This is a genomic window from Nocardioides sp. NBC_00850, from assembly GCF_045207335.1.
Taxonomy (GTDB): domain Bacteria; phylum Actinomycetota; class Actinomycetes; order Propionibacteriales; family Nocardioidaceae; genus Nocardioides.
On sequence record NZ_CP108845.1, the window covers coordinates 6,107,832 to 6,120,037 of the forward strand.

Consider the following 12,206-nt stretch of genomic DNA (forward strand, 5'->3'; position numbering starts at 1 on the left):
CATGGGCGAACTGACACTGGCGGTCAACGGGATCGAGCTGTGCGTCGAGACGTTCGGGAGTCCGGCGGACCCGCCGATCCTGCTCGTCGGTGGGATGAGCGCCTCGATGGACTACTGGGAGGACGACTTCTGCCAGGCGCTGGCCGCGGGCCGGAGGTTCGTGATCCGCTACGACCACCGCGACACCGGCCGCTCGACGACCTGGCCGCCGGGAGAGCCTGGCTACACCGGGCGCGACATGATCGCGGACATCCCGGCTCTCCTCGACGCCTTCGGCCTCGACAAGGGGCACATCTTCGGCATCTCGATGGGCGGGGCGCTGGCCCAGTGTGCGGCGGTGCTCTATCCGGAGCGGGTCGAGACGCTGATCCTCAACGAGACCTCACCGGCCTTCGACGGCGTACCCGACCTGCCGCCCATCGGCGAGGAGCTGGCCGACTTCTTCGCGAAGGCGGCCACCACCAAGGTCCCGGATCCCGATGACCACGAGGCTCTGGTGTCGATGCTGGTGGAGGACCAGCGGGCGTTCGTTCCCGAGGGCTTCGACGAGGCCAGGATGCGGGCGGTGATCGAGCGGGTCGTACGCCGCACGCCGGACATGCGGCCGAGCTTCGCCAACCACCAGGCGATGAGCGACGGCGAGCCGGTCGAGGCGACCTTGGCCGACATCGCCGCCCCGACGCTGGTCATCCACGGCACCCGCGACCCGCTGTTCCCGATCGGCCACGCCGAGATCCTCGCCCGCGACATCCCCGACGCGACGCTCCTCGTCCTCGACGGCGTCGGCCACGAGCCGCCCCCGCCCTCCACCTGGGACAAGGTCATCCCGGCGATCATCGATCACACGAGCTAGACCTCGATCTTCCCCAGCACGTCCCCGATCGCGACCGTCCCACCCACGTCGGTGCCGCGGGAGAGCACGCCCGCACGATGTGCGGCGACGCGGGTCTCCATCTTCATGGCGTCGATGACGGCGACGTCCTGGCCCTCGGTGACCGGCTCGCCGTCGGGGACGAGCCAGTCGACGAGTACGCCGGGGACGGTTGCCTCGAGCACGGCGGGGTCGGCGACGCCCGCCGACCCGACATCACCCGTCACCGATCCGCCTGCCGCGAGACCACGCAGCAGGTCATCCGGAAGCCCGAGCATCACCCGGCGGCCGTCGATCTCGATCGGCACCCGCCGAAGCGGCTGCACGGGCGCCGGCTCGGGTCGCCGCTGTGCCTCCAGGCTCGGCATCAGCGTGGTCTCGATCCACTGCGTGTGCACCGCGAACCCGGCCGTCGAGAAGGCCGGGTCGTCGAGCAGGACGCGAGCGAAAGGTACGACGGTCGCGACCCCCTCGACACTGAGCTCGCGGAGCGCGCGGCGGGCACGTACGACCGCGGTGTCCCGGTCCGGCGCGTGCACGATCAGCTTGGCGATCAGCGAGTCGAAGGCGCCCTGCACCGTGTCGCCCGCCTCGATCCCGGCGTCCCAGCGCACCCCGGGGCCGGCGGGGACCCGCAGGCCGGTCACGACGCCGGGGCTCGGCAGGAAGCCGCGGCCCGGGTCCTCGGCGTTGATCCGCAGCTCGATCGCATGGCCGGTCGGCGCCGGCGTCTCCGAGAAGGAGAGCCCCTCGCCCGCGGCGATGCGCAGTTGCTCCGCGACGAGGTCGACGCCGGTGACCGCCTCGGTGATCGGGTGCTCGACCTGCAGGCGGGTGTTCACCTCGAGGAACGAGATCACCCCGTCCTCGCCCATCAGGAACTCGACGGTCCCAGCCCCGCGGTAGGAGACCGCGGCGCAGATGTCGCGCGCGGCGTCGTGGATGCGGCGACGCTGCTCGTCGGTCAGCCCCGGCGCGGGCGCCTCCTCGACGAGCTTTTGGTTGCGGCGCTGCAGCGAGCAGTCCCGGTCGCCGACGACCACGACATGCCCGGTGCCGTCGCCGAGCACCTGCGCCTCGATGTGCCGCGGACGCTCCAGGAACCGCTCGACGAAGCACTCACCGCGGCCGAACGCGGCCAGCGCCTCGCGCGAGGCGGAGTCGAAGGCATCCGCGACGTCGTCGAGCTCGCGGGCGACCTTCAACCCGCGGCCACCGCCGCCGAAGGCGGCCTTGATCGCGATGGGGAGCCCGTGCTCGCGCGCGAACGCGACCGCCTCGTCGGCCGACTCCAGCGGCCGGTCGGTGCCTGCCACCAGCGGTGCGCCCACGCTCTGCGCGATCCGGCGCGCGGTGATCTTGTCGCCGAGGCTGTCGATGCTCTCGGGACTCGGTCCGATCCAGATCAGGCCGGCGGCCTCGACGGCGCGCGCGAACTCGGCGCTCTCCGACAGGAACCCGTAGCCCGGATGCACCGCGTCGGCGCCGGAGGCCTGCGCCGCGGCCATCAGCCACTCGACGCTGAGGTAGGACTCGGCGGCGGTGGACCCACCGAGCACGTACGCCTCGTCGGCAAGACGGACGTGCAGCGCGTCGGCGTCCTGGTCGGCGTAGACGGCGACCGACACGAGGCCGGCCTCGGCAACCGCCCGCACGACGCGGACGGCGATCTCTCCCCTGTTGGCGATGAGCACCCTGCGCATGTCAGTCTCCTCGGATCTCGGTCGTCGGCCCAATAGGCAAAGTAGGCACAGTGGGCGCGACGGGTCGGAAGCGGATGCGGACCCCGGGCGGCAGCTGCCCGGCCAGGTCCAGGTCACGGTCGATCACCGCGCCGATGATCGGATAGCCGCCGGTGAGCGGGTGGTCCGGAAGGAACAGCACGGGCCGGCCGTCGGGTGGCACCTGGATCGCGCCGGTCACCGCCCCCTCGCTCGGCAGCTCGCCGGAGACGGAGCGCTCGAGCGGGACGGCGCCTTCGAGACGTACGCCGACCCGGTCGGAGCGGGGCGTGACGGTCCACTCCTGCTCGACGAGGGTGCGTACGCCCGCCGGGGTGAACCAACCCTCGCGCGGGCCGAGCACGATGCGCAGCTCGACCGTGTCACCGGGTGCGGGCAGCGGGTCGGCGGGAGCGGGGTTCGGGTCCACCGCATGGGGTGCGGCCGCGGGCCCGTGCAGCGGCACGACGTCGCCTGCGCGCAGGGGCCGTCCGCCGAGGTCGCCGGGGCCGAGGCCCGCGAGCGTGTCGCTGGAGAGGCTGCCGAGGGCCGGCTCGAGATCCAGGCCGCCACGCACCGCGATCACGGCACGCAGGCCGGCGCTCACCGCGCCGAGACGCAGCTCCTCGCCGTCCTCGAGCGCGGTGGCGGCGCCGTGCTCGACAGGGAGCGGCGGTCCGTCGGTGCGTACGATCGTCGTCTCGGCAGGGGCGCCCGCGACGGCGACGACCGCGGGGCCGGTGAAGCGCAGGACCGCACCGCCGCCGGCGAGCTCGAAACCTGCCACTCCCGGAGCGTTCCCCACGGCGCGGTTCGCGGCCCGCAGGGCGCGGCGGTCGGCCGTCCCCGACGCGGAGACGCCGAGGGCAGCATGGCCGGGGCGGCCGAGGTCCTCGAGCACCAACTGCAGGCCGGGGCGTACGACCTCGACGGCGAAGGGGTGCTCCGTCGTGTCGGCAACCGGGTCGGAGGCTGTCACCGCGACCGCCTCCCGCTCGAGCCGCTCGAACCGCACGGTCATCCCGGGCGCGAGCAGGGCGGGCGGATCCCGGTGCAGGTCCCACATCGGCGCGTCCGTCCGCCCGATCAGCTGCCAGCCACCGGGGCTCTCGCGGGGGTAGACGCCCGAGAACGTCCCGGCCAGCCCGACGGAGCCGGCGGGGATCCGGGTGCGCGGAGAGGAGCGCCGCGGTACGTCGAAGAGCGGGTCGTCGCCGACGAGGTAGCCGAAACCGGGCGCGTAGCCGGTGAAGGCCACTCGCCAGGTCGCGGCCGTGTGGCGCGCGACGACCTGCTCGGCGCTGACCCCGAACAGCTCCGCGACCTCGTCGAGGTCCTGCCCGTCGTAGCGGACACCGATGGTCACCGAACCAGCGGTCGGGAGGCCACCGTGGACGGCTTCGACCCGACCCAGCTCCTTGGCGAGGCTCACCTCGTCGACCAGCGTCGGGTCGAACCGGACGAGCACCGTCCGGGCGGCGGGCACCAGCTCGACGACGCCGGTCGGCGGCGCGGCCACGAGGGCCGCATGCAGCCGCATCGCTCCCTCGAGGTCGTCCTCCTCGACCAGCAGCGCCTGATCCGATGCGATGAGAACGCGCCTCACGCCAGATACTCCGCATCCCGTACGTCGGTGATGAACATGTGGCCTGGCGCGTGGGTGAGCGCGAACGGCGGGCGCGAGTCCATGATCGCGGCCTGCGGCGTGACCCCGCATGCCCAGAACACCGGCACCTCGCCGTCGCGCACCTCCGGCGGGTCCCCGAACTCGGGAGCGGCGAGGTCGGCGATGCCGAGCGAGGCCGGGTCGCCAACATGCACCGGCGCACCGTGCACCGCCGGGTAGCGCCCGGAGATGCGTACGGCATCGGCGACCCGGTCAGCGGGGATCGGGCGCATCGAGACCACCATGTCGCCGCGCAGGCGCCCGGCGGGAGCGCACGGGCGGGATGTGCGGTACATCGGCACGTTGCGGCCGAGCTCCTGGTGACGGATCGGGATCTCGGCGTCGGCCAGGCCCGCCTCGAACGTGAAGCTGCAGCCGATCAGGAACGAGACCAGGTCGGGGTGCTCCTCCCACGCCGCGCTCGCGTCCGTGACCTCCTCGGTCAGCACGCCATCACGCCAGATCCGGTACGCCGGGACGTCGGTGCGCAGGTCGGAGCCGGGCGCCAGGGTCGACTCGTAGGCGCCCGGGTCGAGCACCTCGAGCACCGGGCACGGCTTCGGGTTGCGCTGCGCGAAGAGCAGCACCTCGAAGGCCCAGTCGGCCGGCACGGAGATCAGGTTCGCCTGCACCAGGCCGTGGGCGACGCCACTCGTCGGTGCGACCTCGCCCGCCCGGTAGGAGGTGCGCGCGGCGCGAGCCGCGGCGAGCTGGGTGATGCTCGCGGTCATGCCACCGCTCCGGCGAACGGGGCGATCGCGATGCCCTCGGCCTCGAGCAGGGCTCGGGTCGCTGCGGCCATGCGGATCGCCCCGTCGCTGTCGCCGTGCACGCAGATCGAGTCGGCGCGTACGGCGACGTCGGTGCCGTCGATCGCCTCGACCACACCCTCGCGGGCGAGGCGCAGCATGCGGGCCGCGACGGCGTCGGCGTCGTGCAGGACCGCACCGGGCTCGGCGCGCGAGACCAGCTCGCCGCCGGGCGTGTAGGCGCGGTCCGCGAAGGCCTCCGCGGCCGTCGCGAGCCCGGCGCTCTCGGCCACGTCGAGCACGACGCCGCCCGCGAGCCCCAGCAGCACGAGGGACGGGTCGATCGCCTTGACCGCGGCGACCACGTCACGCGCCTGTCGCTCGTCGCGGGCGATCGTGTTGTAGAGCGCGCCGTGCGGCTTCACGTAGCGGACGGCGCCGCCGACCGACGAGGTCAGGCCGATCAGCGCACCGAGCTGGTACTCGACGTGCGCCTGCAGCGTTGCGGAGTCGATGTCCGTGGCGCGGCGTCCGAAGCCCTCGTAGTCGCGGTAGCCGGGGTGCGCGCCGATCGTGACGCCGTTGGCGACGGCGTCAGCGAGCGTCGTACGGATCCCTTCGGGGGTGCCGGCGTGGAACCCGCAGGCGACGTTGGCGCTCGAGACGATCGCGAGCATCGCCGCGTCGTCCGCGACGACCCGGTCGGGCGCGTTCTCGCCGAGGTCGGAGTTCAGGTCGATGGTTGCTGCCATGTCATTCACGGTGCTCACGCTCCAATGCCGATGAAGGCGAAGATCGGGCCGATCGAGACGATGCCCATGTACCAGCTGAGCAGGGTCGCGATCGTCCCCAGCGCCAGCAGCCACACCGGGTAGCGGTAGCCGTGCAGGACGTCGCGCTGACGGAACCAGCCGATGTACATGAAGATCGTCATGCCGATCGGGAGGATCAGACCGTTGAAGCCGCCGACGAAGACAAGGATAGCCGCGGGTGCGGCGCCGATCAGCAGGTAGAGGACGAGGGAGACCACGATGAAGGCGACGGTCGCGAGCTGCAGCGGCCAGCCTGAACCGAGCTTCTTCGAGAAGGTCGAGATGAAGGTGGCCGAGGTGTAGGCGGCGCCGATGACGGAGGTGATCGCCGCGGCCCAGAAGATCGCCCCGAAGATGCGGATGCCCGCGTCACCGAGCACGGCCCCGAACGCCTGGCCGGCCGGGTTGGCCGCCTGGCTCGAGAAGTCGAGGGTGACGCCCGAGGCGACGACGCCGAGGATCGCGAGGAAGAGTACGTACCGCATGATCCCGGTGACGAGGATGCCGCTCATCGAGGCGCGGTGCACGGCCGGGACGTGCTCGGGGCCGGTCAGGCCGGAGTCGAGGTAGCGGTGGGCGCCGGCGTAGGTGATGTAGCCGCCGACGGTGCCGCCCACGATCGTGGTGATCGTGGCGAAGTTGAGCGTGTCCGGCACGAAGGTCTGGCGCAGCGCGTCGCCGACCGGAGGCTGCGACGCGATCGCAACGAAGAGCGTCAGCCCGATCATCAGCAGACCGAGCCCGAGCACGACCATGTCGACGACGCGGCCGGCCCGCTTGTACATGAAGATGCCGATCGCGAGCAGTGCCGAGAGCAGGCCGCCGACCTTCGGTTCGATGCCGAGCAGGGCGTTCAGGCCGAGACCAGCACCCGCGATGTTGCCGATGTTGAACGCCAGACCACCGATCACGATGAGCGTCGCCAGCATGTGACCGGAGTACGGCACCGCCTCGTTCGCCAGGTCGCCGGCCCGTTTGCCGGCGACGGTGATGATGCGCCACACGTTCATCTGCAGCGCGAAGTCGATCAGGATCGAGGCCAGGATCGCGAAGGCGAACGCCGCGCCGAGCTGCGCGGTGAAGGTCGCTGTCTGGGTGATGAAGCCGGGGCCGATGGCCGAGGTGGCCATCAGGAAGATGGCGCCGAGGATGGGTCCTCGGCGGGAACGGGCGAAGCTCTTCGCGCGCTCGGCGCTGGTCGTCTCGGTCATGGGGGACTCCTGCCATCAACGGGCTGTGTGGCTGGCACCACACTCTTTGTGTAGTACAAGATGACATAGATTGTTCTACAACAACACCCGTCATTGTAAAAATGGTGTTTCGATTGTCCGCGGATGCGGTTCCCCTAGGATGCGGTCATGCCCGATGTCGAGGACACCCTGACGAACGCCCTGCGCCGGCGGATCATCGACGGCGAGTTCGCGCCCGGCACCCGGCTGTCGGAGATCTCCCTCGCCGAGAAGCTCGGCGTCTCGCGCAACACGCTTCGTGAGGCGTTCCGCGTGCTGGCGGAGCAGGGCCTCATCGAGCACGTACCCCATCGCGGAGTCTCGGTCGCCTCCCCGACCGTCGCGGACGTCGTCGACATTTATCGGGCACGGCGCTACGTCGAGCCCGCTGCGCTGGCCGCGGGCTCTCCGCTGCATCCCGCGGTGACGGCGATGCGCGAGGCGGTGGAGCTGGGCGAGACCAGCCTCGAGGCGCGCGACTGGCGCACGGTGGGCACCGCCAACATGGCGTTCCACGACGCCATCGTCGCCCTCGCCGACAGCCCGCGCCTGGAACGCCTGTTCCGCGACATCGCCGCCGAGCTGCGGCTCGCGTTCCTGGAGATCGACAACCCCGAGGCGCTGCACGCACCGTTCGTCACACGCAACCGCTCCCTGCTCGAGACCTTCCTCGAGCAGGGAGGACCTGCGGCCGCTGAGGAGCTGCGCGGCTACCTCATCCTCTCCGAGCAGACCGTGCTCGGAGCGTTCACGCGACTGCGCCGCGGCTGACGAGGGCGCGCAGGCGCTCGTCGCGCGGCCAGGCGCCGGCCCAGACGAGGACTGCGGTGGCGATGGCGAAGACGGTGTTGAAGGCCGGCTGCCCGAAGACCAGATTCACCGTGACCGCGCCGCCGAGGTAGGCGGTGATCAGGATCGTGCCCATCGCCCGGGTGGCTGGGACGTGGTAGGCGACCAGCGACAGGCCGAGGACGACGCCGCAGACGACGGGGAACCAGCCCGGGGCGCCGATCTTGTCGTTGAAGTCCATGACTGGCTCGACCTGAAGCAGGTGCGTGACGATGTCGAAGCCGAGGAACAGGGTGACCAGGACGGTGATGACCCAGCCGGCTCGTTGTGCGTTGGTGCTCATCTCGATCTCCTCAGGGGTGGGTTGTGTTGCTCTTACCCACGCGTCGAGCGTGCACCGGCGATCTCGACATCGCCTTTCAGTTTTTCTCGAGGGCAGCGGCGGCGACCTTCAGATCGGCGACCAGACCGTCGTACGTCGCCTGCCTCTCGTCCTCCGCCCTGAGGACGGCGGAGGGGTGGGTCGTCGCGAGTACCCAGGGGTCGAGGGTCTCCGTGGCGATGGCCTCGGGCCAGTCGAGGAGGTGGCCGCGTGCCTCACCGACGCGGAAGGACGAGCCGTACAGCGCCTTGCCGGCGGTGCCGCCGAGCAGGACGACGCCGCTGGGACGTACCAGGTCCAGCTCCGCCGCAAGCCACGGAGCGCAGGCGCCGACCTGCTTGCTCGTGGGTGACTGGTGGATGCGGCGCTTGCCCGAGAGGCGGTGGCGGAAGTGCTTGACGACGTTCGTCGTGTACGTCGCCTCCGGCTCGATCCCGGCATCGGCGAGCGCCTCGTGGAGGATGGCGCCCGCAGGGCCCACGAACGGCTCACCCTCGCGGTCCTCACGGTCACCGGGCTGCTCACCGAGAAGCATCAGCGGGGCCGGCGTACGCCCCTCGCCCATCACACCCTGGGTCGCGTCGCGGTAGAGCTCGCAGCCGCGGCACTCCTGGACCGCGCTGCGCAGGTCGGAGAGCGTCGGCGACTCCGGGACCCACTCCGCGGCACTCACGGGATCAGCGGGTCGTGTCCGACGTTCATCAGCCGGTGGCGCCAGTGGTCCTCTCCTGCGGTCGGCTCCCACTGGCCGGTGTCCCCGCCGCGCAGGTCGGTGACCTTGTCGACGACGCGCCGCATCACGTCCACGTCGTCCGGGGTCACGTCGGCCCGGCGCTTGCCGAGGATGTCGGCCACCCGGTGGCCGAGCCCGCTGCCGGCTCGGTCCGGTTCGGTCTCGGTCGTCTCCCCCGCGCCTTGCACTGCGAGCCACTGCCGCAGGTCGCGCGAGGTCATGTTCACCGCGCGATGAAAGTTCTCCCAGAGCCTGTCGTCGACGATCGTCTCGGCCATCTCGTGCCTCCTACCTGATCGACTGCTCCGATCCGGTACCCAACGCAGCGGCCGAACACACGGGGCGTCACCCCAGGAGAGCCTGGGCCTCCGGAGAGTCGTAGAAGCTCGACAGCCGACGGCGGACCAGCTGCTCGAGGACGCCGGCCTCGGCGAGCGCCTCGATCACCGGCGGGCCGAAGCGGAGCGCCTCCTCGACCAGGTCGTCGCGGCCCAGACCCCACTCCTCCAGGAGTCGGTCGAGGGTGAAGCTCCCATAGCTGTCGAAGAAGAAGTCGACGCCCGTGTCGACCAGGGCCTGCAGGTATTCGGAGTCGCGGACGTCGAGCCAGACCTGGTAGAGCCCGACGAAGAGCGCGACCAGCTGCTCGTCGTCGACCAGGTCGGCGAGCTCGCGCACCGGACGGGTCGCGAGCGCGTCCCAGACCTCCAGCAGCGCGTCGTGCACCTCCTGGTCGGTGACCGAGCTCGCGGCGGTGTCGGTGAGGTAGCCGAGCAGCGCTCCGGCGCCCCGCTCCGCGAGCTCGCGAGCGCTCTGGTCGACGGCCGCGCCGACCGGGGTGCCCTTCACCGTGTCCGCCATCCGGCCGGCGACGCGTTCGGCGATCGAGAAGCCGAGCGAGCCGCCCGGAAGGTTGTCGGCGAGCCTGCGGCCGGTGTCGACGGCACCCCGAGCGGTGCCACGCATCAGAGTGCCGACGCCGGCCTGGATCCCGGAGTTGTCGGCCAGGCTGCGCAGGACCTGCTGGCGCAGCGTACGCATCTCGACCAGGGCCTCGACGAGCTCGGCGATCCGCGGTCGGCTGACCACCTTGCCCAGCGGTGTGTCGTTGGCGGGATGCGCCTTGAGCCTCGTCGCGAGCGCACCAGCGACCTCCGGGATCGCGCCCGGGAGCCGGAAGGTGCTGACGTACTTCAGCGCGACCTCCTTGATCAGGTCGCGGGGCATCACCTGGTCGAGGGTCAGCTCGCTGGCGGCGCGCAGCGCGAAGTCGATCTCGCCGGTGACGAGATCGAGGAAGCGTACGCCGCGCATCGCCGCCATCTCATGGGCGACATGTGCGTCGAGGAGTCGTCGAGCGAGGTCCGGCTCAGTCATGGACGACATTGTCCATGGCCGGGACCGCTCAACGAATCATTCCCACTCGATGGTGCCCGGGGGCTTCGAGGTGATGTCGACGGTGACCCGGTTGATCTCGCTCACCTCGTTGGTGATCCGGGTGGAGATGCGCTCCATGACGTCGTAGGGAAGCCGGGCCCAGTCGGCGGTCATCGCGTCCTCGGAGGTGACCGGGCGGAGCACGACGGGGTGGCCGTAGGTGCGGCCGTCGCCCTGGACGCCGACCGAGCGGACGTCGGCGAGCAGCACGACCGGCATCTGCCAGATGTCGCGGTCGAGACCGGCGAGGGTCATCTCCTCGCGGGCGATCGCGTCGGCCTCGCGCAGGATGTCGAGCCGCTCCTTGGTGACCTCGCCGATGATGCGGATGCCCAGGCCCGGGCCGGGGAACGGCTGGCGCTGGACGATCTCGTCGGGCAGGCCGAGCTGGGAGCCGACGGCGCGCACCTCGTCCTTGAAGAGCTCACGCAGCGGCTCGACCAGCTCGAACTCGAGGTCCTCGGGGAGGCCGCCGACGTTGTGGTGGGACTTGATGTTGGAGGTGCCGGCACCGCCCCCGGACTCGACGACGTCGGGGTAGAGGGTGCCCTGGACGAGGAAGGCGACCTTCTCGTCGCTGTCACCCAGGATCTCGACCTCGGCACGCTCGAAGCAGCGGATGAACTCGCGCCCGATGATCTTGCGCTTCTCCTCCGGGTCGGTGACCCCGGCGAGCGCGTCGAGGAACTCCTTCTCGGCGTCGACGATCTTCAGCTCGGCGCCGGTCGACTCCCGGAACGCCTTCTCGATCGCGACCGACTCGTTCTTCCGCATCAGGCCGTGGTCGACGTAGACACAGGTCAGCCGGTCACCGATCGCCTTGGCGACGATGGCCGCCGCGACCGCCGAGTCGACGCCGCCCGAGAGCGCGCAGATCGCGCGGTGGTCACCGATCTGCTCGCGGACCCGCTCGATCTGGTCCTCGGCGATGTTGCCGATGGTCCAGGTCTGGCGCGCGCCGGCGATGTCCCACAGGAAGTGCTCGAGCACCTTCTGCCCGTGCTCGGAGTGGAGCACCTCGGGGTGCCACTGCACGCCCGCGAGCTGCTTCTCGACGTTCTCGAAGGCCGCCACCGGGGTGTCAGCGGTGCTCGCGAGCACGGTGAAGCCCTCGGGCGCCTCGGAGACCGAGTCGCCGTGCGACATCCACACGTTGTGGGCCGGCGGGATGTCCTTGAGCAGCGTGCCGGAGACACCGACGGTGACCGGCGTGCGGCCGTACTCTCGCGCCCCGTTGTCGTCGACGGTCCCGCCCAGGCCCTGCGCCATCAGCTGGAATCCGTAGCACATCCCGAACACCGGGGTGCCCGCGGTGAACAGGCTGTTGTCGATGGCGGGGGCGCCCTCGGCGTACACGCTCGAGGGGCCGCCGGAGAGGATGATCGCCTTCGGGTTCTTGGCGAGCATCTCCTCGACCGGCATCGAGTGCGGCACGATCTCGGAGTAGACCTTCGCCTCACGTACGCGGCGGGCGATCAGCTGCGCATACTGCGCGCCGAAGTCCACCACGAGAACCAGATCGTGCTCTTCCGCCCCAGGAGCCTGCGTCATGCACGAATCCTAACGAGGACGTACGCCGCGAGCCGAATCTCCTGCCGCTCGCTTGAAAATGCACCAGGGCCCGGCCGGGGAGGGAGGTGGCCGGGCCCTGATTGCCCGAGGCAAAACTGTCCCGGACGAAAGACCCGGCATGTATTAGGGAGGGAGCAATCCCGGGTCTGATCACTCCAACGAACCCTTTTAACCACGGTTACGGGTCAACTAAAAACTTCCTGCCAGAAAATTCCTGCGCAACCCGTGTCACCTGGGCAACAGAT

The 12,206-nt window shown here is 70.8% G+C and carries 12 protein-coding genes; 2 read left to right on the forward strand and 10 right to left on the reverse strand.

Annotated elements, in window-relative coordinates; translation table 11 throughout:
* Position 1 precedes the first annotated feature (1 nt).
* Positions 2-853: an alpha/beta fold hydrolase gene (locus OH802_RS29530; protein ID WP_406023904.1), complete on the forward strand. Its 852-nt coding sequence runs from the start codon at positions 2-4 to the stop codon at positions 851-853.
* On the opposite strand, the gene OH802_RS29535 is transcribed toward OH802_RS29530, so the two are convergent.
* The 5 genes from OH802_RS29535 to OH802_RS29555 are packed head-to-tail and all read right to left on the reverse strand — an operon-like array spanning position 850 to position 7,030.
* Positions 850-2,574, reverse strand: a complete 1,725-nt coding sequence (locus tag OH802_RS29535) for an acetyl/propionyl/methylcrotonyl-CoA carboxylase subunit alpha (protein ID WP_406023905.1) — start codon at positions 2,572-2,574, stop codon at positions 850-852. The genes OH802_RS29530 and OH802_RS29535 overlap by 4 nt on opposite strands.
* A 1-nt stretch (position 2,575) precedes the next feature.
* A complete protein-coding gene (locus OH802_RS29540) occupies positions 2,576-4,198 on the reverse strand; it encodes a carboxyltransferase domain-containing protein (RefSeq protein WP_406023906.1) in 1,623 nt (540 codons plus the stop codon).
* Positions 4,195-4,989: a putative hydro-lyase gene (locus OH802_RS29545; RefSeq protein ID WP_406023907.1), complete on the reverse strand. Its 795-nt coding sequence runs from the start codon at positions 4,987-4,989 to the stop codon at positions 4,195-4,197. The genes OH802_RS29540 and OH802_RS29545 overlap by 4 nt, the downstream gene beginning before the upstream one ends.
* Complete coding sequence (locus tag OH802_RS29550) at positions 4,986-5,759, reverse strand: LamB/YcsF family protein (RefSeq protein ID WP_406023908.1); 774 nt, start codon at positions 5,757-5,759, stop codon at positions 4,986-4,988. The genes OH802_RS29545 and OH802_RS29550 overlap by 4 nt, the downstream gene beginning before the upstream one ends.
* A gap of 14 nt (positions 5,760-5,773) precedes the next feature.
* On the reverse strand, positions 5,774-7,030 hold the full coding sequence (locus OH802_RS29555) for an NRAMP family divalent metal transporter (RefSeq protein WP_406023909.1): 1,257 nt from the start codon (positions 7,028-7,030) through the stop codon (positions 5,774-5,776).
* A 147-nt stretch (positions 7,031-7,177) separates the two neighbouring features.
* On the opposite strand from OH802_RS29555, the gene OH802_RS29560 reads away from it, so the two are divergent.
* Entirely contained in the window at positions 7,178-7,819 is a 642-nt protein-coding gene (locus OH802_RS29560) for a GntR family transcriptional regulator (protein WP_406023910.1), read from the forward strand.
* Here the strand turns inward: OH802_RS29560 and OH802_RS29565 are convergent.
* The 5 genes from OH802_RS29565 to guaA form a co-directional block, all read right to left on the reverse strand.
* Positions 7,797-8,180, reverse strand: a complete 384-nt coding sequence (locus tag OH802_RS29565; RefSeq protein WP_406023911.1) for a DoxX family protein — start codon at positions 8,178-8,180, stop codon at positions 7,797-7,799. The genes OH802_RS29560 and OH802_RS29565 overlap by 23 nt on opposite strands.
* Positions 8,181-8,256: 76 nt before the next feature.
* Positions 8,257-8,892, reverse strand: a complete 636-nt coding sequence (locus tag OH802_RS29570) for a UdgX family uracil-DNA binding protein (protein WP_406023912.1) — start codon at positions 8,890-8,892, stop codon at positions 8,257-8,259.
* Positions 8,889-9,230: a DUF3140 domain-containing protein gene (locus OH802_RS29575; RefSeq protein ID WP_406023913.1), complete on the reverse strand. Its 342-nt coding sequence runs from the start codon at positions 9,228-9,230 to the stop codon at positions 8,889-8,891. Before OH802_RS29575 ends, OH802_RS29570 begins: the two co-directional genes overlap by 4 nt.
* A gap of 67 nt (positions 9,231-9,297) precedes the next feature.
* Entirely contained in the window at positions 9,298-10,329 is a 1,032-nt protein-coding gene (locus OH802_RS29580) for a hypothetical protein (RefSeq protein ID WP_406023914.1), read from the reverse strand.
* A 36-nt stretch (positions 10,330-10,365) separates the two neighbouring features.
* Complete coding sequence (gene guaA, locus OH802_RS29585) at positions 10,366-11,940, reverse strand: glutamine-hydrolyzing GMP synthase (protein WP_406023915.1); 1,575 nt, start codon at positions 11,938-11,940, stop codon at positions 10,366-10,368.
* Positions 11,941-12,206 lie beyond the last annotated feature (266 nt).